Below are 21,712 nucleotides of genomic sequence, written 5' to 3' on the forward strand. Positions count from 1 at the left end.
CTCCTCCCCCCGGGAGTCGCGGCCTGAATGGTCTGCCACGAGGAACGATCTCGTCGTTCCTTGTTGATAGAGACACTACCCACCGCACCCTTGAAGAACAACCCTCTGTCACGACGAACTACTTAAAGTGATCGTCAGCGTCGTGCAGGCACTACACCAATGAGCTGTGGGCAGTGTCAACCCGGGGTCATGGCGGTCCGCCCGAGGACCGCGCATAGCCTGGTCCAGTGAGATCCGCACTCCTCAGCCCACGGTGGATCGGCCTGCACGTCCTGGCCGTTCTCGCCCTCGTCGTGTGCGTCGCCGGCACCTACTGGCAGTCGGTCCGCGCCTTCGAGCCCGACCGCGACGTCGTCACCAACCCCGTCGCCGACCTCTCCGGCGCCGAGGAGCTCGACGCTGTGCTCGTCCCCGGGGAGTACGCCCACCCGGACTCCTACGCCAACACGGCGGTCACCACGACCGGGACCTTCGACACCGGCGGCCAGCTCCTGGTGCCCCGCGCGCGCGACGGCGTCGAGGGATTCGACGTGGTGCTGCCCCTGGTCACCGGGGACGGCGTCGCCCTCGCCGTCAACCGCGGCTGGACCGAGGACCCCGACGACGTCCCGGACGCCCCCGCGGGCGAGGTGACCGTCGCCGGCTGGCTGGTGCCGCCCACCACCGCGGCCGACGGCATCGTGCCCGTGGACGTCCCCGAGGGGCAGGTCGAGCGCATCGCCCCCTCGGTCCTGGTGAACGAGTGGGACTACCGCCTCTACGAGGGCCACCTGACGCTGCCCGAGAGCGATCCGGCGACCGACGCGCTCGTGCCCGCGCCGCCGCCCGAGCCGCCCACCGGGATCACGATCAACTGGCGCAGTCTCAGCTACACCTTCCAGTGGGCGCTCTTCGGCCTGTCCGCGGTCGCCTACTGGGCGATCAGCGTGCGGCGTGAGCTGCTCGCGGAGCGGTCCCGGCGGGACGAGGGCGGCGAGGACGCGCAGGAGACGGCTCAGGCGGCCGCGGGCTCCTGAGCCCGCTCGGCCTCCTTCGCCCGCTCCGAGCGCACCACCCGGTGCTCCACCACGAACCCGAGCACCGGGATCGTGCCCGCGAGCAGGACGCCCAGGGTCCGCCCCGCGCCCCAGCGGCGGTCCAGCGACACCCACAGCACGACGAGCACGTAGGCCATGTAGACGTAGCCGTGCGGCATCGCGATGAACAGCATCAACGGGGACTCCGGCCCGAACCAGTGCTCCCACCCCTGCGGGGCCGGCACCAGCGCGAACATCGACTCCTCCCCCACCAGGTACTTCGCGGGCATCGCCACGAAGGTCAGACCCAGCAGGAAGACTCCCGTCACGTACGCGAGCACCCGGTACAACGCGAACGACACACGCCTCTTGTCCACGGCCACTTCACCCAATTCAACGACGACGGCCCGGATCGGGGCCATCTTCGAGATTAGGCCCGCCCGTCGCCCACCATCGCCCGGGGCCCGCTCCGCGGGATATGAGGGCTACCACCCTCAACCGACACCTCCGGCGCACCCACCCCGCCCGTCACCCGCCACCGCCCGGGGGCCGCTCCGCGGGATATGAGGGCTACCACCCTCAACCGACACCTCCGGCGCACCCACCCCGCCCGTCGCCCACCACCGCCCGGGGGCCGCTCCGCGGAATATGAGGGCTACCACCCTCAACCGACACCTCCGGCGCACCCACCCCGCCCGTCGCCCACCACCGCCCGGGGGCCGCTCCGCGGAATATGAGGGCTACCACCCTCAACCGACACCTCTGGTCAGGACTTGTTCGAGACGCGGAGCGGGCTGCTCCAGCGGCCGTCCGAGTCGGCGGTCCACGCCCGCGGGATCATCCGCAGCGACAGGTAGGCGTCCACCAGCCGGATCGGGAAGAAGAACACCCCGTACAGCAGGTAGGACGGCCTGCGGCGCACCGCCGCCATGACGCACGTGAGCATGTAGTCGGGCACGAACAGGCCGATGGCGATCGCCGTCAGCGGCAGGAAGGCCGTCACCGCGGTGAAGCCGTCCCCGAAGTACGGAACCGTGAGGGCGGCCTCGCCCCAGAGCGTGCCGACCAGGACGAAGAGCCCGAGCAGGGCCGTGGCCAGCAGGGTGAACGAGACCACCACGACCTCGAGGATGTAGAGCGCCAGCGCCAGCCAGAACACGCTGGGCCACACCTTGTGGCGCCGCACCGTCTGCCAGAAGCCCAGCGTCCACCGCCCGACCTGCTTGTAGTAGTCCCGGAAGGTGAACGGGTCCTGGCTGTAGGCCTTGGTGTCCGGGCGCATCGAGATCTTGCCGAGGCGCTTGCGCTGCACCTCGAACGTCATGTTGAAGTCCTCGATCACCAGGCCCTTGGGGTTGATCTCCACCTCGCGCAGCGCGCTGCTGCGGTAGACGCTGGCGAACCCCGGCACGATGAACGACGTGTTGGTGCGCTTCCAGGTCTGGCCGAAGCGCATGAAGTACTGGAGCAGGAAGTACAGGCGGTCCCGGTAGGCCGAGATCGTCCGCCCGACGAACGTGCGCTCCCACGGCTTCCACTCCGAGACCACGAACCCGGCGACGGCGGCGACGGCGGGATCGCTCAACTGCCGCTTGGCGCCGCGCACGTAGCCCTCGTCGAGCTCGGTGTCGGCGTCCAGGATCACCACGCCGTCGTAGTTGTCGGTGAGCGAGAACTCGTCGATGACCGCCTCGATGGCCCCGGCCTTGCCCCGGTTGGTGAGGAGTTCGAGGACGTTGACGCCTGTGGAGGCGGCGATCTGCGCGGTGGCGTCACCGGAGGAGTCCGAGACCACGTAGATGTCCCAGCGGTCGAACAGGCTCAGGGCGGAGGCGATGGCCCCGTCGATGACCGGTTCCTCGTTGTGCGCCGGGATGACGACGGCGAGCGTGATGTCGTCGGCGTCCTCCCGGTCCGCCAACGCGGCCGCGTCCCGCCCGGCCACGCCGGAGGACGCTCGGCCGGTGTCGACCGTCCCGCCGTCCGCGGCCTGGCCGGAACCGGACAGCGCAGGCGCCTCCGCCGGGGCGCCGGCGGCGACCAGGACCCGGTCCGGCGGGTCCTCGGGGTCCACGGCCCGGCGGCCCCGCGCGCGCGGCCTCCTCCTGAGGACGGACCGGGCGGACTCCTCGGTCAGGCGTAGGAGGCCCATGACCGTCCACAGCAGGAGGTTCGCGCCGAAGGCCAGCCACAGGAAGGCGTAGGCGAGCGCCCCGCCGGTCGCGGCGGCCAGGCCGGAGGCGTAGTCGAACCAGTAGACGAAGAGCGCGGCGGTCAGCACGAGGGCGATCAGCCCTGTGAGCAGCCCGCCGATGAAGCGCACGATACGCACGGCCTTGAACCCCTCCGATGATCAGTGGTTTCGGGCCGACAATAACCCAGAAGGTCGGCGATAGGTTGACGCACTACGACACCGGCGGGTTGACCCGGGTTCGCGTCCTATGTAGGCCACGCAAATCGTATCCACGGGCTTGCGGGAAGTGGTACCCATTAGAAGATATTTGGGAGGAAGTCCGGGGGCCCATGTTGCCACCGGTTTGCACGAGATCGTCTGGGAACGCGCGCGCACCGCTCGGCCCCGCACACGAAGAGAAGGAGAACGCCCGGCGTGATCGGCGATCCAGCTGCCGCATCGCCCGATCCTGACCGCGCGGAACAGGACGGGCCACAGCGTGCCACCCACAGGCCCACGCCCGTGAACAGCGATGACACCGGCACGACCCGCGTGGCGATCCACCAGCCGCACTACCTGCCCTGGCTCGGCCTGATCGACAAGATCGACCGGTCCGACCGCTTCGTTTTTTTGGACACGGTGCAGTTCGAACGCCGTGGTTGGCAGAACCGAAACTACGTCGCGGGCCGCGCCGACCCGATCCTGCTGACCGTGCCGGTCACTCAGGGACACCGGTCGGATCGCATAGTGGACAAATATATTGACACCACCCACAAATGGAGACGCAAGCACTACAAGGCACTGGCCGAACACTGTTACCGAAATGCTCCGTACTGGGACGACTACGCGGAAGATATCTTCCGTTTGTACGAGAGCGAGTGGAAACGTGTCGCGGACCTGGCCATAGCGACCACCCGGCTGCTGTTGCGCGGTTTCGGCATCACCACGCCGCTGCTGCGCGCCAGCGAGATCGGGGACCTGCCCGGCACCAAGAGCGAGCTGCTCGCCCGGATCTGCTCCAGGACCGGGGCCGACACCCTGCTCTCGGGATCCGGGTCCAAGGACTACCTGGAACCGGAGATCCTGCGCGACCACGGAGTCGCGGTCGAGTGGCAGGACTTCCGTCACCCGGTCTACCGCCAGCACTCCCGCGGCCGAGGCGACTTCGTCCCCCGGTTGTCGGCCCTCGACCTCCTGCTCAACGCCGGCCCCGACGCACTCCACGTGCTCCGGCGGGCACGCGCGCACGCCTGACCCGCCGCTGGCTCCGAGTCGGCAACCGGGTCCACCGCCCGCCCACGACCACCGGGCGGACCCGCACCACTGACTCGGGGACCACCCGAACTCCCACTTCGGCCAAGGAAACGGGACATTGCCATGACGACGGACTGGGCCCAGGAGCGCATCCTGGTCTTCGCACCCCACCCCGACGACGAGACCCTCGGCTGCGGAGGCCTGCTCAGCAAGGCCAAACGGGCCGGCGCCGAGGTCCTCGTCCAGTTCATCACGGTGGGCGACACCGCGGACGCGTCGGCCAAGGGGTTCTCGACGGCGGAGGAGCGCTACGCCGAGATCAAGAAGGTGTCCGACCACTTCCGCTGGGACGACTGGAACATGGCGCTGCCCGGCGACCACTACCACCTGCGCCTGGACACCATCGCCCAGGTGGACCTCGCCCAGATCATCGAGCGCGAGAGCCCCATCTCGATCGCGCGCACGCGGCCCACCGTCGTGCTCGCGCCGCACCGCACGAGCTACAACCAGGACCACCGGGCCGTGGCCGAGGCGGTGCACACCGCCCTGCGCCCGTCCAACACGGCCCTGCGCCACCACCCGCGGCTCGTCCTGTCCTACGAGGAGGCGGCCGACCAGTGGCGGTCCGAACCCGTGCCGCCGCCCTCGCTCATCGTCGAGCTGGACGAGGACGACGTGAGCGCCAAACTCCAGGCCATGGAGCTGTACGGCTCCCAGGCGCACGAGCACCCGCACACCCGGTCCGAGACGACCCTGCGCAGCCTCGCCGTCCTGAGGGGCATGCAGGCGGGCGTCGCCCTCGGAGAGGGGTTCCACGTGGCGCGCTGGCTGGCCTGAGACCCTCCCGGAGCCCGCACCCCAGGGACACCGCGCTCCGGGACACCGCACTCCCCCACCCGTCCCATCACAGACATCCTCCCCCTGAGTACAGCAACACACAGCGCCCATATGGAGGGGAACCATGAAGGCCGTGATCACCGGCGGAGCCGGTTTCATCGGGTCGCACTTGTGCGACCACCTCGTCGCCCAAGGGCACGAGGTCATCGTTCTGGACGACCTGTCGACCGGTTCACGGGAGAACGTGGCGCACCTGGAGGCCGCACCCGGCTTCCGCTTCGTCCACGGCGACATCCTGGACAGGGACCTGGTCGACCGCCTCGTCGCGCAGGCCGACACCGTCTACCACCTCGCGGCCGCGGTGGGCGTCCACACCATCGTGGACAACCCGCTCAAGTCGCTCCGGACCAACCTGCACGGCACGGAGAACGTGGTGGAGTCCGCGGTCGCCCACGGCGTGCCGTACATGGTCGCCTCGACCAGCGAGGTCTACGGCAAGAACGACGCCGACGGCCTCACCGAGGACGCCGACCGGATCTACGGTTCGCCGACCAAGAGCCGGTGGTCGTACGCGGCGGCCAAGGGGCTGGACGAGCTCGTGGCCTACGTGCACGGCGTCGAATCCGGCGTGCCGTGCGTCATCACCCGCTTCTTCAACGTCGTCGGGCCGCGCCAGACCGGCCGCTACGGCATGGTCGTGCCCCGGTTCGTGGACCAGGCCATGGCCGGTCTGCCGATCACGGTCTACGGGACCGGGACCCAGCGCCGCTGCTTCGGCTCGGTGCACGACATCATCCCGGCGCTGCCGCGGCTGATGGAGACACCGGAGGCCTACAACCGCGCCGTCAACCTCGGAGGGCACGAGGAGGTCTCCATCAAGGGCCTGGCCGACCGGGTCGTGGAGCTCACCGGCTCCACCAGCCCGATCACCTACGTCGACTACGCACAGGCCTACGGCGAGGGCTACGAGGACATGCAGCGGCGCTACCCCGACACCTCGCTCGCGGCGCGGCTGATCGAGTACCACCCCAAGCGCGACCTCAACGCCATCATCGGGTCGATCGTGGACCACCGGAGCGCTTCGGTGCCGCAGCCCGCCTAGTCTCACGTCGGCGGCTCCCGCGGCGCCCGCCGCCCGGGAGATCGTCATCGCACGGCCCGAGGCCGCACGGCCCCCGCGCCCGTATCCAGGGCAGGGGCCGCGCCCGCGCCCGACTCCAGGGCATCGGACGGCCAGGACGCGCACCGCCCGCCGCGTGAGCACTCCGCGGCGGCGCACGGCGGGATCAGGCGGCGAGGACCGTCGCAACCACGAGGACGACGCTGAGGACGAGCACGCCTACGGACACCGTGACCATCGCCCACGGGCTCGCCACGTTGGTCGGGGGAAGGCCCGACGCGGGGTCGATGGTCCCGTGGCCCAGCCTCCGCCACCGGTGCCGGACGTGGAGGGCGAGCAGGCCGGCCAGGACGAGCGACATCGTCATCATGGTCGCCCGGACCGACATCGAAAGCTCCGGGATGTGGGGCGTCTCGGGCACGAGCGAGCCGCGCATGAACAGCATCCCCACCAGGATCAGCAGGATCACCGTGCGCTGCCAGGACAGCAGCGTGCGCTCGGGCTGGAGCCCCGGGTCCCGGTCGACGGGCCCGCTCACAGCAGGTTCCCCAACAGGATCAGCACCACGATCGCGCCCACGGCCAGCGTGGTGACCACCGGCAGCAGGCTCAGCCGCAGGGTGTCGCCGCGGCTCATGATGCGCTGGACGCGGAACCAGCGCAGCGGCGCGTAGACGGTGATGACGCCCGCCAGGCCCGCCAGGACCAGGCCGACCGCGGTCCGCGACCCGTCGGCCCACTCCAGGGGGAGCAGGTGCAGGACGGCGACGGCGCCCGCCAGGAGGGCGAGGGCGGTGCGGACCCAGGCCAGGAAGGTGCGCTCGTTGGCCAGGGTGAACCGGTAGTCGACGCCGTCACCGCTGTCGGGGGTCTCGGAAGCCATCCGTACCCCCCGTCACGTCGTCGCTTTCGCACTTTCGGCCCACGCGGTGCCGGTCACTGACCACAATGAACGCGTGCCCCTGTTCATGACACTAGCCTCACACCCCCTTTCCTCCCAAACAGGTGGACACCACGTGTTAGGTAGGAAATGCCCTTGCCGGGCGGGTCCGGGGGCCACGGTCGGCATGTGGAACAAATGAGCGGGCACGACCGCTGTAGCACTGACAGAGATGGCAGTTGGCCACCGGTCGACACCAGACGACGAAGAGATTCAGGAGACCACGTGCCCACCGTCGAACTCACCAAGGACAACTTCGCCGAGACGCTGAAGGACAACGACTTCGTCCTCATCGACTTCTGGGCGGACTGGTGCGGGCCCTGCCGTCAGTTCGCCCCCGTCTTCGAGAAGTCCGCGGAGCAGCACACCGACATCGTGCACGCCAAGGTGGACACCGAGGCCCAGCGCGAGCTCGCCTTCGAGTTCAAGATCCAGTCCATCCCGACGCTGATGATCGTGCGCGACCGCACCGTCATCTACAACGAGCCGGGCGCCCTGCCCTCCGACGCGCTGGAGAGCCTGATCACCCAGGCCAAGGCGCTGGACATGGACGAGGTGCGCAGCAAGCTCGCCGAGCAGGGGGAAGAGGCCAAGGAGCAGAGCTAGGTCGTGTCCCGGGCTTTCGGATGAGCTCGCGCTCGTCCGGTCCCTCGCACACGACGAGGTGGAGGGTCCGCGCTCGTCGCGCCGCGTGAGCGCGTAGGCGCGGCGGGAGTCGGCCCCGGTCACCGCCCCGGTGGGCACGCGCACGCGTGGCCGCCGGGGCATCGTCGCGTCCGGGGCCGGGAACGCGCCCGGTCACACCGTGTGCGGGCGTGCGCCCCGGACGTGTGCGACCGCTGGCCGACTCCGGCCGCGGGCCTGACGGCCGGGGACCGTTCTGCTTCACTCGTGCACATGCACTCCCCTCCCCCGGGCCACGGTGCCTCCCACGGCGCGCGCCACCCTCACCAGCCTCCACCCAGGGGGCCCCTGCCGCCACAAGGCCACCACGGCCCTCAGAACGCCCACATGGCCCAGAGGCCGCCCTCACCCCAAGGGCCGCCTCCGCCGCCCGTCTGGATCGACATGGGCAAGAGCCGACGCATGCTGTGGGGCTGTGGCGCGGTGCTGCCCATCCTCGCGCTCGTGGCCGCGCTCGGCATCGCCGGGAGCGGGGAGTTCGCCGACGACGGCGAGGCGTTCACGACACTGGTCGTCTTCCTCGTCGGCGCCCTCCTCATCAGCGCCCTGCTCCTGCGCCATCTGCCGCGCGTGCTGTCCGAGCAGGGCGTCTCCGTGGACGCCGCGGGGGTGGCGCTCGTGCAGCGCCCCACGTGGTGGTTCCGGGGGCGCACCCTCACGCTGCCCTGGCACGAGATCGTGACCGTGACCGCCAGGAGCATCGGCGACCGGTCCGAGGCCGGCCCCTCGCCCACGAGCGTCTCCTTCCACCTGCGGCACTCACCGCCCGAGGACATGACGCCGACGTGGGCGCTGCACATCGCGGCGGGAGCCGGGCACGCCCACGCGACCAGCGCGAGCCCTCACCCCCAGATCACGGTCATCCCCGACGCGGACCGGCGGGAGGCCCTGGTCGGCGCGGTGGGGGGACACCGCCCCGACCTCCTGAGCGGCCAGGTGCCGGTCGCCCCCGTCAGCGGTGCCGGTGGTCCTGCCGGGCCGGGCGGGCCCGGCGCCCACACCGGTGCTCCCGGCGCCGTGGGCGGACCGGGCGGACCGGACGCCCACGCCGGTGCTTCCGGCGCCCTGGGCGGACCGCACGCTCCGCGCCACCCGGGCGGACCGCCGCACGCCGGGGGCGTGCCGCACCCGTCCGCGCACGCCGGACCGCCCCCGTTCCCCGCCGCGGGCACCGTCAGCACGCGCGGCTGGCGGATCTTCCAGTGGTTCACCTACGTGATCGTCGTCGGCGGCGGGATCGCCCCCTTCGCGACGGTCGCCTACCAGGTCCTGGGTTCCGAGCTCCTTCGCGGCGAGTTCTCGACCACCGGGCTCCTGCCCTTCACCCCGCTCCTCGTCCCGCTGGTGATCGGCCTGGTGGCCCTCCCGCTCCTGTTGGTCTACCTGCCCCAGTACTGGGCGCCGCAGGGGGTCACGGTCGACCGCTTCGGGATCAGCGTGGCCACCGAGCCGATGTGGTGGTCCCGCGGCCACCGGGCCCACATCCCCTGGGCGGACGTCCACCACATCGCCGTGAGCAGCCGGAGCAGCGGCAAGTCCTACCGACTCATGACCGAGGTGCACCTGCACCACGTCGACCACGAGCTGCGCCTGCCCATGTGGGCCGCCTTGGTCATGGGCGGCGAGAGCAAGTGGGGCGTGCGCGCCACCCGGCCCGTGCTCCTGATCGATCTGCGCGCCAAGAGCCCGGCCAAGGACGTGGTGTCCCTGCTGCGCGCCGCGCGCGGGGACCTGTTCGAGGACGCCCGGCCCGAGCGCAACACGCCGCGGGGCGCCGTACAGGGCGCCTCCGCCGCGGGGTACGCGGGACCGGGCGCGCCCGCCGCCGGGTACGCGGGACCGGGCCACCGCGTCCCGGTCGCCCCGTACTGGCGGAGCCTGCGCGCCCGCCGGGGCTGGTTCTGGGCACTGGGGTTCGGCGTCTGCGTCTACGTGCTGACCGCCACCGCGATCATGGGTGCGCTGGAAGCGGAGCGCCACCTGGAGCGGCAGGAGTACGGGGCCTTCTTCCCACCCCTGTTCTGGATCGTGGTGATGAGCCTCCTGCTGTCCTGGTCGATCCGGTCCGCGCCGCGCTGCCTCACCCACCAGGGCGTGGCCGTCGACGAGGCGGGCGTCACCCTGGTGCAGGACCCGATGCTGTGGTTCGCGGGGCGGACGGTGTTCCTGCCCTGGTCCGACGTCTACCTGGTCCGGCCGGAGAAGGTGCGGTCCGGCAAGAGCACGGAACACGTCATCAGGGTGTTCCTGAGCCGACCCGACCTGCTCAACCACGTCCCGACCTGGTGCCGGCTCCATCCGCGGGAGATGGGCCTGGCGCCCGCCACCGCCCACCGGCCGCTCACCCTGGTGACGGTCAGGCCCGGCACCGGCCCGCAGGGCGACCTGGTGCGGGCCTTCGGGCAGGCCAGGCCCGACCTGATGCCCTCGCTCTGAGGGGCGGCCGCGGGGGTGTGCCGGTACCGCCGGCACACCCCCGCGGGAGGTGATACGGGACCCCACCACCTGCGTTCATGACGGAAACCGGACGAATCACGCGCGCGGCACATCCGAGTTCACCGCCCACGTTCATCCAGGCCATGGGGTTCGTTCACCTCCTCTTCACGCTGACCTATTTGCATGGGAATCGACCGCACTCCTCTGGCTCCATGCAGCGGCGACCACACCAGCACCGTCCGATCCCGGAAGTGGCCCATGTCTGTCAGCAACACCGCCTCTCGCCGCGACGCCGCGACCGGCCGTGGCACCGCACCCGACACCGTCCGTTACAACCGCGAGGTTCCGGGGCTGGACAACCCCGTCTTCGACATCTCCGGTCTCTCCGTCTACTACGGCGCCAACAAGGCCGTGCGCGACGTGGAGATGAAGGTCGGCCCGCGTCAGATCACCGCGATGATCGGCCCGTCCGGCTGCGGCAAGAGCACCGTCCTGCGCACGCTCAACCGGATGAACGACCTCATCCCCACCGCCCGCGTCGAGGGCAAGGTGCAGTACCACGGCGAGGACCTCTACTCCGCCGAGGTGGACCCGATCGAGGTGCGCCGCCGGATCGGCATGGTGTTCCAGAAGCCGAACCCCTTCCCCAAGTCCATCTACGACAACATCGCCTTCGGCCCCCGCATCAAGGGCGTCCGGAGCGGCATGGACGACCTGGTCGAGGAATCGCTCATCAAGGCCGCTCTGTGGGACGAGGTCAAGGACAAGCTCAAGGAGAGCGCGTTCGCTCTCTCCGGCGGCCAGCAGCAGCGCCTGTGCATCGCGCGCGCGATCGCGGTGAACCCCGAGGTGATCCTGATGGACGAGCCGTGCTCCGCGCTCGACCCCATCGCGACCCTCAAGATCGAGGACCTGATGTACGAACTCGCCGACGAGTTCACCATCGTCATCGTCACGCACAACATGCAGCAGGCGGCCCGGGTGTCCGACCGCACCGCGTTCTTCACCGCGGGCGTCGACGAGAGCGGTGCCCGCTACGGAAGCCTGGTCGAGTTCGACGAGACGGCCACGATCTTCAGCAAGCCGGCGGACCAGCGGACCGAGGACTACATCTCCGGCCGCTTCGGGTAGACCGTCGGCCGACCCCGACTCCAGCCCTTTCTACGAAGTGGACCGCACATGACCGCGCTCACCTCTTCCACCTCGGTCCCACCGCCCGCGGGCGCGCCGGATGAGGTGGAGAGGGTGAGGACGCGAGCTGTGCGGTCCGATCGTGTGGAAGGGCCGCTTCGCGTCCTGCTGGTGGAGCCGGAATCGGAGCAGTCGCACCAGCTGGTGCTCTCGCTGAGCGGACACGACGTAGACATCACCGTGTGCGTCGACGGCGCCGAGGCGCTCCTGCGGGTCGGACTGCTCCGTCCGGACACGCTGGTGACGAGCGCGACCCCGCCCGAGGTGGACCTGGAGACGCTGGTCCGGGTGACACGCCGGGCCACGGACATCCCGATCCTCATCGGTGTGGGCCCCGGCGACTCCCAGCGTGCCGTCCGCGCGCTGGCGGTCGGTGCCACGGCGTGCGTGAGCCGGCCCTACCGCATCCCCGAGCTCGCCTCCCTACTGCGCGGCTCCCTGCCCGGCGGCGACGGCGGCACGGCGGAGGGCGCGGGTGCCGCCTCGTTGGCACTGCGCTCGGGGGCTCTGGAGCTGGACGCCCTGGGGCACCGGTTGTTCGTCGACGGTTCCCCGGTCAACCTGGCGCTGCGGGAGTTCGGGATCATGGACTTCCTGCTTCGCAACAACGGCCGGGTGGTCAGCCGCGAGGAACTGTGGACCGAGGTCTGGCACAAGCCGCTGCCGCCGGTCAACAACACCATCGCCGTCCACATCCGCCGCCTGCGGCACAAGCTCGGCGATTCCGAGGCACAGCCGCGGTTCATCCACACGGTCCGCGGCATCGGATACCGTCTCGATACCCAGGCCTCCGCCTGAGTCCGGCCCTGGTCAGCCGTTCGCCCGCTCCACCGCATCTTCACCGCGCTCCTTCTCGGGCACCGTCAGCCGGTAGCCGATCCCGTGGACGGTACTGATCCAGCGCGGTCGCGCCCGGTCGTCTCCCAGCCGTCTTCGCAAGCGCATGATGTGCACGTTGAGCGTGTTGCTGCGCACCGCCGAGTCGCCGGCCCACGCGGCCCGGACGAGTTCCTGACGGGAGACCACGGCCCCGGCGTTGCGGGCCAGGTGCCGCAGCAGCAGGTACTCCGTGGGCGGCAGGGGGACCAGCACACCGTCGAGCCGGAACTCGGGCGCCTCCCCGTCCACCCGTAGGCGGCCCAGGTCGATGACGGTGCCACCGCGCGGATCGCGGCCCCACTCGCGAAGCAGGAACCGGAGCACCGAGCGCAGTTCGTCCGCTCGGTAGGGGCGCTCCACCGTGAAGGTCGCGCCGAGTCCGCGGGCCCTCAGGGCGTAGGCGGAATCGCCGACCGGCACACCCACCACGATGGGCAGGGACTGCTCCGAGGTCCGCGCGATGCGCAGGAATTCCATGGCGTCCAGCGGGCCCTCCATCGAGCCGAGGAGGACGGCGTCGGGACCCGCGCGGCCGAGCAGCAGGAGTGCTTTGGCGGCCTCGCCGCAGGACAGCAGGTCGATCGGCTCCTCCGCCAGGAGGCGCCGCAGACCGGCTGCGGCGCCCTGCTCGGCCTCTCCTACCAGGAGCAGCGGCCTGCGCTCCGTTCCCGGTGGCGACGCGCTCGCGGCGCGCCCCTCCGGCACACCCGGTGGGCCGACCCCGGCCGACGGACTCTCCACTCCCGGTCCTCCAGAGACAGAGCGGGCCGCCCGGGGCCGGGTCCCCCGGGGCACGGCCGACCGAGGGCTCGCGGCGGAGCGGCTCGGACGTTGGCGGGCAACGACACGACCCCGGGGACTGCGCCGCCGGGGTGGGTTCGGGCTACTGGACGAGCCGTCCCGTGCGCGAGCACGGAGTCCCCCCGGACCGTGCTCTCCAGCAACCCGCTCACTTCCTGTTCTTGTTCTCGTAGTGGTTGCGGAGCCAGATCGCGAACGAGTTCATCGACAGAAGTACGGCCAGCATGAGGATGACACCCGCCGCGGCCAGGACCCGGAACTCCTCCTGAGGACGGCCGGCGTAGTTGAAGATCTGGACCGGCAGCACCGAGTAGTTGCCCTCCCAGAAGGAGGGGTCGAACGTCACGAACGTGACCGCCCCGACGAGCAGCAGCGGAGCCGCCTCACCGATGGCACGGGAGACGGCCAGGATGAGGCCGGTCAGGATACCCGGCAGTGCGCCCGGCAGCACGTGGTGCCAGATCGTCTGCCACTGGGTGGCGCCCAGGCCGAGCGATCCCAGGCGGGTGGACGACGGAACGGCCTTGATCGCCTCACGCGCGGAGAGGATGATCGTCGGCAGGACCAGCAGGGACAACGTGAGTGAGCCGGCCGCGGCCACGAAGCCGAGGCTGAGCGGCCCGCGGACGATGAACGCCAGGCCCAGGATGCCGAAGACGATGGACGGCACCGCGGCGAGGTTCTGGATGTTGACCTCGATCGCGCGGTTCCACCAACGGGTCTTGTCCGCGTACTCCTCCAGGTAGATCGCCGCGCCCACGCCCACCGGGACGATGAACAGGACGACGCCCCCGATCACGTAGAGGGAGCCGAGGATGGCGCCCCGGTATCCGGCCGTCTCCGGGGTGATGGTCGAGGGACCCTCGACGATCAGGTTGAGGTCGAGCCGGGGTGCGCCCTCCACCAGCGCCCAGATGAGGATGGACGCCAGTCCGAGCAGGGCGAAGCCCATGCCCAGGAGCAGCAGGGAGCGGAAAAGCACGTTGCCCACGCGGTCGGTGATCGACCCCGTGGAGTAGATGCTCTCTGTGGCCGCACGCGCGCCCGCGACGGCGAGTCGCGACCGCTGCGGGCTCTTGCCCTTGTCGATGACCATTTACTCGTACACCTCACGGAAGCGGCGGACCAGACGGATCGCGATGATGTTCATGACCAGCGTCATCGAGAACAACAGAGTGCCGACGGCGAAGATCGTGTCGTAGACGATCGTGCCCTGCGAGATGTCGCCCGTCGCCGTCCCTCCGATGTACGCGGTCATGGTCTGGGCCGAACTGAACCAGTTGAACGTCAGGTTCGGATTGCCCGCGCCCGCCGCGATGAGGACGACCATGGTCTCGCCGATGGCCCGCGAGGTGCCCAGCACGATACCGGCGATGATGCCGGAGATCGCGGCGGGGAAGACCACGCGAAGGGAGACCCGCATCTTGCTCGCGCCGAGCGCGTAGGCGCCTTCGCGCAGGCCCGCGGGGACCGAGCGCATGGCGTCCTCGGCCACCGAGGCGACCAGTGGAACGATGAGCAGGCCGACCGCGACGCCGGCGACGCCGATGGAGAAGGGGGTCGCCCACGGGAACCACGGGAAGAGGCTCTCGGCCAGCGGGCGCATGAAGAAGAACGCGAAGAGGCCGATCGCGACGGTCGGGACGCCCTCCAGGACCTCCAGGATCGGCTTGATCACCTTGCGTACACCCGAGGAGGCGTACTCCGACAGGTAGATGGCCGAGGCCAGGCCCACCGGGATCGCGACCGCGAGAGCCGTGACCACGACGATGACCGTGCCCACGACGATCGGCAGGACACCGAAGGACGGGTTGGCGAACGCCGGCTGCCAGACGGTACCGAAGAGGAACTCCGACAGGGTGATCTCACCGAAGAACCTCACCGTCGGAACCACGAGGGAGATGACGATTCCCGTGGTGACGACGACGGAGAACGCGGCGCAGAGGGCGAGGAAGACCTTGATGGCCTTCTCGCCGAGATGGGAGGATCCGGCGCCCGCCAACGGCCGACGCTGGTGAGCGCCGGCCGTCGCGACCGCCATGTTGCTGTCAGACATGGCTGGTGTGCTCTCAGGTCGAGGGCTGTCAGTTGGCGGCGGTGAGCGATTCGATCTGCTCGTGGCTCGCGGCCATCTGCTCTTCGGTCATGGGGACGAACCCGGCGGTCTCGGTGATCGCCTCGGAGTTCTCGACGTAGAAGCTCATGAACTCCACGGCCTCCGGGCGCTCCAGGGCGACGTCGCTGGCGTAGACGAAGAGTCCGCGGCCCAGCGGCGCGTAGGAACCGTTCTGGACGTTCTCCAGGGTGGGCTCGACGCACTCGCCGTCGCCACCGTCGATCAGGAGCGGCTTGACGGCGTCGCCGGCCTCGGTGAAGTAGGAGTAGGGGATGTAGGCCATGGCGTTGACGTCGCCCTCGACACCGACGATGGCGGCCTGGTCGTCCTCACCGATGTCGGTGTAGTCGTTGCGGATCTGACCCTCTTCACCGTTGATGGCCTCGGTGAAGTAGTCGAAGGTGCCAGAGGAGGAGCCAGGACCGTAGAGGGTGATGTCCTCGCCGGCGAGGTCACCGGCGTCGAGGTCGTCGACGTCGCCCCAGCTGGTGACAGTGGAGCCCTCGTCCCAGATCTGGGTGGCCTGGTCGACGGTGAGGCAGTCGATCGGGTTGTCCGGGTTGACGACGATGGCGAGGGCGTCGTTGGCGACCTGCACGCCCTCGTAGGCGATGTCGTTCGCCTCGCAGTTCGCGGCCTCGTCGTCCTTGATCTCACGCGAGGCGTTGTTCATGTCGGTCTCGCCGTTGCAGAACCGCTCGAACCCGCCACCGGTACCGGACGTGGCGACCGAGACCTGGACGCCGTTGTTCTCTTCCATGAACAGCTCGGCGGCGACCTCGGAGAGCGGAGCGACGGTGCTGGAACCGTCGAGCCCGACCTGGCCGGACAGCTCGGAGCCCTCGGCGGACCCGTCGCCACCGTCTTCGCCACCGCCACCGCCACAGGCGGTGAGGATGAAGGGAACCGCTCCGGCGACGGCGGCGGCCTGAAGCCACTTCTTAGAGATCACGTGGAAATCCTTGACTCGTCAACGTGCAGTCGGCAGCGAGCCGCCGACCCGTGCAGGGGACCGCCCGGCGTCGACCGCCGAGCACGGTTCCCATAGAAGGCGGTCCGGCTGAGCAGGGAAGAGAGAAAAGGTGAACGAAAGGTGAAGGCGGCAACTCAATTCGCCACACCGGCCACAGTGAGGCACACAGGGTGAATTCATAGTGACGCACAGTGGAATTCACTGGCCGCACTGGTCCTCTTCGGTCTACCGTCCTCCGGACGGCCCCGATAACCTGGCGCGATCCGAGCCGACGAACCCATGGAAAGTGTGACCCCCATGACCGAGACCTCCCAGTACGCCACCACGTTCTCCCTCGTCGACACCGACGGCGACGGTCGCATCTCGGCGCTGGAGCTGGCCGAGCTCATGCGCAGGCTCGGCGACGAGTGCACCGAGGAGCGGGCCGCGGAGGTCGTCGCCACGATGGACGACGACCACGACGACCTCATCTCGCTGGAGGAGTTCGCCGCCTTCATGTCCCAGAACCAGGAATGAAGCGGTTCGCGGACAGAAGTGGAGGCTCTGGGATTGTCATCGCGTGACTCATCCTCCGAAGGAGCGGGACTGGTGAACAGGCCCGCCGCGGCCGGCCGCGGCACGGTCGGCGAGGTCTTCAGAGCCTTCCTCCTCCTGGGGCTGACCTCCTTCGGCGGCCCGGTGGCGCATCTGGGCTACTTCCGCGACGCCTTCGTGGTCCGGCGACGCTGGCTCAGCGAACCCGCCTACGCGGACCTGGTCGCGCTCTGCCAGTTCCTGCCCGGGCCCGCCTCGAGTCAGGTCGGCATGGCCATCGGCCTGCGCAGGGCCGGATATGCGGGGATGGCCGCGGCCTGGATCGCCTTCACCCTGCCCTCGGCCCTGTTGCTGGTGGCGTTCGCCCTGGGTGTGCAGGCCGTGGGTGTCCAGCCCGGGGCCGGTTGGCTGCTCGGGCTCAAGGCCGCGGCGGTGGCCGTGGTCGCCCACGCCGTGGTGGGGATGGCGAAGAGCCTGGCTTCCGGGAAACGCCAGGCCGCCATCGCGGTGGCCGCACTGGTCCTGGTCCTGGTCGTGCCCTCGACACTCAGCCAGGTCGCGGCGATCCTGCTGGGCGGAGTACTCGGCCTGGTCTGGCTGGCCACGACGGAGTCCGCGGACGTCGAGAAGGGCGAGGACGGTCCCGGCACCTCCGTGGGGCACCGAACCGCACTGGTGTGCCTGGCGCTCTTCGCCGCCTTGCTGGCCGCCCTGCCCGTGCTGGCGACGCTGACGGCGAACCCGGGCATGACGATCGCGGACGGCTTCTACCGGGCGGGGTCCCTGGTCTTCGGCGGTGGCCACGTCGTCCTTCCGCTGCTGGAGGCCGAGGTGGTCGGCGGCGGCCAGGTGAACCATGAGTCCTTCCTGGCGGGCTACGGCGCCGCACAGGCCGTGCCCGGGCCGCTGTTCACCTTCGCCGCCTACCTGGGTGCGCTGATACCTGTGGCCGGGAGCCCGCTTCTGGGCGCGTCGATCGCACTGGTCGCCATCTTCCTGCCCTCCGCCCTGCTGGTCGTCGGCGTCCTGCCCTTCTGGGAGCGGTTGCGCGGCGCCCCACGCGCGCGGCGCGCGGTAGCCGGGGCCGGGGCGGCCGTGGTGGGCGTCCTCGCCGCGGCCCTGTACGACCCCGTCTTCACTCAGGGTGTGGTCTCGTCCGCGACGATGTCGGTGTCCGCCGTGGCCTTCGTCGCCCTGGCGGTGTGGCGGGCCCCCGCGTGGTCGGTCGTCCTGGCGGCGGGTGCGATCGGATTCCTGGTCCTGTGACCGGCGGGGGGCGGCTTCACCGCGGCATCCGGACCGACAGGCCGGCAGCCCGTAGCTCCAGCCGGCACGACGTGGGTCAGGGTGGGCCGGGGCTGGCGCCGTAGCCCCGACCCTCACACCGCCCAGCGCCAGGCGAGCTCCTCCCCGGTGGGCGGCGGCCCGGGGAGGGCGTCCGGGCCGCCGCCGGTGTCCTCACCGCCGCCGTCCTCATCGCCGTCCCCGCCGTCCCCGTCGCCGGTGCCCGCCGCCGCCCGGGTGTCCATCCCCCGGACGAGCAGCGCCAGATGGCGCCTGCGCAGCTGCCCGGTGCGCCCGGCGTCGGGCAGCCGGATGGCCGCGCACCCCTCCAGGACGAGCGTGACGTCGTCGGGGACGACGTCGGCGCGCAGGCGACCGCACTCGCGGGCCCGGTCGACCAGGCGCGCGCCCAGCTCCGCCGCCCTGAGCGAGTCCCCGTACATCTCCTCGGTCGGAGTGAACGATCCGGCCAGGTGGACCGTGAGCGAGTGCACATCGGCGTCCACCACCCGGCCCAGGAACCCCGTGAACGCCCGCCAGGGGTCGGGGTCGGCCAGCGCGGCCTCGGCCTCGCCGACGAAGCGCAGCAGCCCGTCGTGGCAGAGCCTGCGCAGGAGTTCCTCCTTGCCCGCGTAGCGCCGGTAGAGGGCGCTCATCCCCACGCCCGCCCGGGCGGCGACGGCCGAGACCGGCGCCTTGGGGTCCTCGATGAAGACCGCGCGGGCGGCCTCCAGGATCGTCTCGTCGTTGCGTGCCGCCTGGCCCCGGCGCCCGGAGAGCCCGGCGCCAGCGGGAACCTCGTTCTTCTTCGCCATACTCCGACACTAACACTGGAACGGATCATTCCGTTCTGCTACAGTGAAGGGGAACGAAGCATTCCGTTCCAGAAAGAGGCCAGCCATGCGTACCCCCGAGATCCTCCCCGCCCGCATCGACATCCCGCAGGCCCGGCTGGACGACCTCGCCGACCGCCTGCGCCGCACGCTCCGGCCCGACGCGCTGCCGGACGCCGGAGCCGACTACGGCGTCCCCGCGGACCGCGTCGAGCGCCTGCGCGAGTACTGGCTGGAGAAGTTCGACTGGCGCGCCCTGGAGGCCCGGCTGAACGCCTACCCCCAGTTCACGACGGAGATCGACGGCGCGAACGTCCACTTCCTGCACGTGCGCTCCTCCCGGGAGGACGCCACTCCGCTGATCATCACGCACGGCTGGCCCGGGTCGGTGCTGGAGTACCTGAACGCGATCGACGCGCTGACCGAGCCGGAGTCGCCGCAGGATCCGGCCTTCCACGTGGTACTGCCCTCGATGCCCGGCTTCGGCTTCTCCGGCCCCACCCGCGACCGGGGCTGGGACACCGTCCGCATCGCGCGAGCGTGGGTGGAGCTGATGGCCCGCCTGGGGTACGAGTCCTACGGGGCGATGGGCAACGACGGCGGCTCGATGGTCTCCCCGGAGGTCGGCCGGCTGGACCCGGAGCGCGTGATCGGTGTGCACGTCACCCAGCTGTTCTCGTTCCCCTCGGGCGACCCGGCCGAGTTCGCGAACCTGAGCGAGGAGGACCAGGGCGCGCTCGCGCACCTGCAGTGGTTCTACGAGAACAAGTTCTCCTTCAACCAGGTGCACAGCCAGCAGCCGCTGACCCTGGCCTACGCGCTGGCCGACTCCCCCGCGGGACTGCTGGCGTGGAACAGCCAGCTGATGGACGAGGAGCTGGACGACGAGTTCGTGGTCGCCAACGCGGCAATGTACTGGCTGACCGGGACGGCGGCCTCGTCGATCCGCTTCTACTTCGAGAACGCCCACGCCGAGCCGGCCGACGCCGGGCCGACGACCGTGCCGACCGCGCTGGCGATGTTCGAGGGCGACTTCCGGTCCATCCGCGCCTTCGCCGAGCGCGACCACGGCAACATCGTCCGCTGGAACTCCTACGGGGAGGGCGGCCACTACGCCGCCCACGCCGCCACCGCCACGCTCGTCGCCGACGTCAGAGAATTCTTCGCCGAAGGCGTCCGTTGAGGGTGGTAGGCCTGCCCCCGCGCAGCGCCCCCAGGCCGATGGCGGGCGACGGGTGGGCTTCGCCGCAGGCGTCCGTTGAGGGTGGTAGGCCTGCCCCCGCGCAGCGCCCCCAGGCCGATGGCGGGCGACGGGTGGGCTTCGCCGCAGGCGTCCGTTGAGGGTGGTAGGCCTGCCCCCCGCACAGCGCCCCCAGGCCGATGGCGGGCGACGGGCGGGAGTTCTTCGCCGCAGGCGTCCGTTGAGGGTGGTAGGCCTGCCCCCCGCACAGCGCCCCCAGGCCGATGGCGGGCGACGGGCGGGCTATGCCGAGGCCGGGCGGTAGGCCGAGGATCGCGGCGGGGACACGCGAAACGGGGCCGTGCGGCACGATGCCGCACGGCCCCAGTAGCCTGGTCCCCGACCGCGCCCCGCACACCTGAGACGTAGGCAGATGCCCGACACCACCGAGTACGAAGCGACCTTCGCGTTCGTCGACGCCGACAGCGACGGCCTCATCTCCGCCCAGGAGTACGCCGACCTGATGCACCGCCTGGGCGACAGCTGCACCGAGGCCCAGGCCCTGGCCGCGATCGAGGCCATGGACCAGGACGGCGACGGCCTCATCACCCTGGACGAGTTCGTCCGCTACATGTCGGCCTGAGCCGGCGCGGCGACGGCTCCGCCTACCTCGGTTCGCTCGCCAGATAGATGGTGTCGGGTACGCCCCGGGCGACCGGCACCTCGATCACGCGCACGTTCGCGAACCGGTCCGTCAGCGACTCCTCGAAGCTGGCCACCGCGTTGGCGCTCCAGAAGGACAGCAGGCCGCCGGGGGCGAGCAGGCGGGTCAGCTGGTCGAGCCCGGCGGCCTCGTAGAGGCGGCCGTTGCCCTCGGTCACGGTCCAGTCGGGGCCGTTGTCGGTGTCCAGGCAGATGAGGTCGTAGCGGACGAGCGACTCCGCGGCGGCGGCCTTCTCCAACCAGGTCACGATGTCGGCGTTGTGGATCCGGCACCGGGGGTCGCGGTGGACGTACTCGGCCGCCTCACCCAGTTCGCCGTCGTGCCAGGCGATCACCTGGGGTTCGAGCTCGACCACGTCCACGCGCGCGACCCTGGGGTGGTCCAGCGCCTCCCGCGCCGTGAAGCCGACCCCGAGCCCGCCCACGAGGACGCTCGCCCGCGAGCGCCCGGCGGGCAGGGCGGTCAGGCCGACCCGCACCATCTCCCGCTCGGAGGTGCCGTCGCGGGTGTCCATGAGGAACAGACCGTTCGAATAGATCTCGTAGTGCGCGCCCTCACGCCGCAGGACCAGGTCGCCGCCGGTCTCCCCGGTGACTCTGGCCAGGGTGGCGGACTCGCCTTCGAGGGCCGTGTACCGCGCGTCGAGCGCGCTGTCTCGCTGCTGCTCCATCTCCACATTGTGCACGCCCGGGACGCACGGGAGGGTCGGCGCACGACATCGCCATTACCGGCGAGTAG

Annotated in this window: 22 protein-coding genes; 12 read left to right on the plus strand and 10 right to left on the minus strand. The window is 70.6% G+C overall.

Going from position 1 to position 21,712, the window contains the following annotated elements:
- Positions 1 to 227 precede the first annotated feature (227 nt).
- Positions 228 to 1,016 (plus strand): SURF1 family protein, encoded by a 789-nt coding sequence (locus DFP74_RS09675; protein ID WP_121181385.1) that lies wholly within the window; start codon positions 228 to 230, stop codon positions 1,014 to 1,016.
- On the opposite strand, the gene DFP74_RS09680 is transcribed toward DFP74_RS09675, so the two are convergent.
- A complete protein-coding gene (locus DFP74_RS09680) occupies positions 995 to 1,438 on the minus strand; it encodes a DUF3817 domain-containing protein (protein ID WP_233570896.1) in 444 nt (147 codons plus the stop codon). The two genes, DFP74_RS09675 and DFP74_RS09680, sit on opposite strands and share 22 nt — an antisense overlap.
- A 344-nt stretch (positions 1,439 to 1,782) precedes the next feature.
- The gene (locus DFP74_RS09685; RefSeq protein ID WP_121181386.1) at positions 1,783 to 3,348 is read right to left on the minus strand and encodes a glycosyltransferase family 2 protein; all 1,566 of its coding nucleotides are present in this window, start codon (positions 3,346 to 3,348) and stop codon (positions 1,783 to 1,785) included.
- A gap of 363 nt (positions 3,349 to 3,711) precedes the next feature.
- Between DFP74_RS09685 and DFP74_RS09690 the strand changes: the two genes are divergently transcribed.
- From DFP74_RS09690 to DFP74_RS09700, 3 genes are all read left to right on the plus strand, one after another.
- A complete protein-coding gene (locus DFP74_RS09690; RefSeq protein ID WP_121181387.1) occupies positions 3,712 to 4,443 on the plus strand; it encodes a WbqC family protein in 732 nt (243 codons plus the stop codon).
- Positions 4,444 to 4,566: 123 nt separating this feature from the next.
- Positions 4,567 to 5,280, plus strand: a complete 714-nt coding sequence (locus DFP74_RS09695) for a PIG-L deacetylase family protein (RefSeq protein WP_121181388.1) — start codon at positions 4,567 to 4,569, stop codon at positions 5,278 to 5,280.
- 124 nt (positions 5,281 to 5,404) lie between these two features.
- Positions 5,405 to 6,382, plus strand: coding sequence for an NAD(P)-dependent oxidoreductase (locus tag DFP74_RS09700; RefSeq protein WP_121181389.1), 978 nt, complete (start codon positions 5,405 to 5,407; stop codon positions 6,380 to 6,382).
- 184 nt (positions 6,383 to 6,566) lie between these two features.
- Here DFP74_RS09700 and DFP74_RS09705 read toward each other — a convergent pair whose 3' ends face one another.
- Both DFP74_RS09705 and DFP74_RS09710 read right to left on the minus strand, forming a co-directional pair.
- Positions 6,567 to 6,938 carry a DUF202 domain-containing protein gene (locus DFP74_RS09705; protein WP_121181390.1) on the minus strand — a complete coding sequence of 124 codons (372 nt, stop codon included), beginning with the start codon at positions 6,936 to 6,938 and terminating at the stop codon, positions 6,567 to 6,569.
- Positions 6,935 to 7,282, minus strand: coding sequence for a YidH family protein (locus tag DFP74_RS09710; RefSeq protein WP_121181391.1), 348 nt, complete (start codon positions 7,280 to 7,282; stop codon positions 6,935 to 6,937). Before DFP74_RS09710 ends, DFP74_RS09705 begins: the two co-directional genes overlap by 4 nt.
- A gap of 282 nt (positions 7,283 to 7,564) precedes the next feature.
- Between DFP74_RS09710 and trxA the strand changes: the two genes are divergently transcribed.
- The 4 genes from trxA (at position 7,565) to DFP74_RS09730 (ending at position 12,448) form a co-directional block, all read left to right on the plus strand.
- Entirely contained in the window at positions 7,565 to 7,945 is a 381-nt protein-coding gene (gene trxA / locus DFP74_RS09715; RefSeq protein ID WP_121181392.1) for a thioredoxin, read from the plus strand.
- 405 nt (positions 7,946 to 8,350) lie between these two features.
- Positions 8,351 to 10,459: a hypothetical protein gene (locus tag DFP74_RS33835; RefSeq protein WP_199725574.1), complete on the plus strand. Its 2,109-nt coding sequence runs from the start codon at positions 8,351 to 8,353 to the stop codon at positions 10,457 to 10,459.
- A 258-nt stretch (positions 10,460 to 10,717) separates the two neighbouring features.
- A complete protein-coding gene (gene pstB / locus DFP74_RS09725) occupies positions 10,718 to 11,590 on the plus strand; it encodes a phosphate ABC transporter ATP-binding protein PstB (protein ID WP_121181393.1) in 873 nt (290 codons plus the stop codon).
- A gap of 48 nt (positions 11,591 to 11,638) precedes the next feature.
- A complete protein-coding gene (locus DFP74_RS09730) occupies positions 11,639 to 12,448 on the plus strand; it encodes a response regulator transcription factor (RefSeq protein ID WP_121181394.1) in 810 nt (269 codons plus the stop codon).
- 12 nt (positions 12,449 to 12,460) lie between these two features.
- Here the strand turns inward: DFP74_RS09730 and DFP74_RS09735 are convergent, their stop codons facing one another.
- The 4 genes from DFP74_RS09735 to DFP74_RS09750 form a co-directional block, all read right to left on the minus strand.
- Positions 12,461 to 13,270 carry a response regulator transcription factor gene (locus tag DFP74_RS09735; protein WP_233570897.1) on the minus strand — a complete coding sequence of 270 codons (810 nt, stop codon included), beginning with the start codon at positions 13,268 to 13,270 and terminating at the stop codon, positions 12,461 to 12,463.
- Between the two features lie 208 nt (positions 13,271 to 13,478).
- Positions 13,479 to 14,426 carry a phosphate ABC transporter permease PstA gene (gene pstA, locus DFP74_RS09740; RefSeq protein ID WP_121181396.1) on the minus strand — a complete coding sequence of 316 codons (948 nt, stop codon included), beginning with the start codon at positions 14,424 to 14,426 and terminating at the stop codon, positions 13,479 to 13,481.
- Positions 14,427 to 15,386, minus strand: coding sequence for a phosphate ABC transporter permease subunit PstC (pstC, locus tag DFP74_RS09745; protein ID WP_121181397.1), 960 nt, complete (start codon positions 15,384 to 15,386; stop codon positions 14,427 to 14,429).
- A gap of 28 nt (positions 15,387 to 15,414) precedes the next feature.
- Entirely contained in the window at positions 15,415 to 16,398 is a 984-nt protein-coding gene (locus DFP74_RS09750; RefSeq protein WP_121181398.1) for a PstS family phosphate ABC transporter substrate-binding protein, read from the minus strand.
- Positions 16,399 to 16,716: 318 nt separating this feature from the next.
- Here DFP74_RS09750 and DFP74_RS09755 point away from each other — a divergent pair, with 318 nt between their 5' ends.
- Entirely contained in the window at positions 16,717 to 16,935 is a 219-nt protein-coding gene (locus DFP74_RS09755) for an EF-hand domain-containing protein (RefSeq protein ID WP_121181399.1), read from the plus strand.
- 69 nt (positions 16,936 to 17,004) lie between these two features.
- Complete coding sequence (gene chrA / locus DFP74_RS09760; protein ID WP_370013498.1) at positions 17,005 to 18,219, plus strand: chromate efflux transporter; 1,215 nt, start codon at positions 17,005 to 17,007, stop codon at positions 18,217 to 18,219.
- 113 nt (positions 18,220 to 18,332) lie between these two features.
- On the opposite strand, the gene DFP74_RS09765 is transcribed toward chrA, so the two are convergent.
- On the minus strand, positions 18,333 to 19,052 hold the full coding sequence (locus DFP74_RS09765) for a TetR/AcrR family transcriptional regulator (protein WP_121181401.1): 720 nt from the start codon (positions 19,050 to 19,052) through the stop codon (positions 18,333 to 18,335).
- Between the two features lie 85 nt (positions 19,053 to 19,137).
- On the opposite strand from DFP74_RS09765, the gene DFP74_RS09770 reads away from it, so the two are divergent.
- Positions 19,138 to 20,253, plus strand: a complete 1,116-nt coding sequence (locus DFP74_RS09770; RefSeq protein WP_121181402.1) for an epoxide hydrolase family protein — start codon at positions 19,138 to 19,140, stop codon at positions 20,251 to 20,253.
- 430 nt (positions 20,254 to 20,683) lie between these two features.
- Complete coding sequence (locus tag DFP74_RS09775; protein WP_121181403.1) at positions 20,684 to 20,893, plus strand: EF-hand domain-containing protein; 210 nt, start codon at positions 20,684 to 20,686, stop codon at positions 20,891 to 20,893.
- A gap of 22 nt (positions 20,894 to 20,915) precedes the next feature.
- Here DFP74_RS09775 and DFP74_RS09780 read toward each other — a convergent pair whose 3' ends face one another.
- Positions 20,916 to 21,644 carry a spermidine synthase gene (locus DFP74_RS09780; protein ID WP_121181404.1) on the minus strand — a complete coding sequence of 243 codons (729 nt, stop codon included), beginning with the start codon at positions 21,642 to 21,644 and terminating at the stop codon, positions 20,916 to 20,918.
- Between the last annotated feature and the right edge of the window lie 68 nt (positions 21,645 to 21,712).

This window comes from Nocardiopsis sp. Huas11 (genome assembly GCF_003634495.1).
Classification (GTDB): Bacteria; Actinomycetota; Actinomycetes; order Streptosporangiales; family Streptosporangiaceae; genus Nocardiopsis.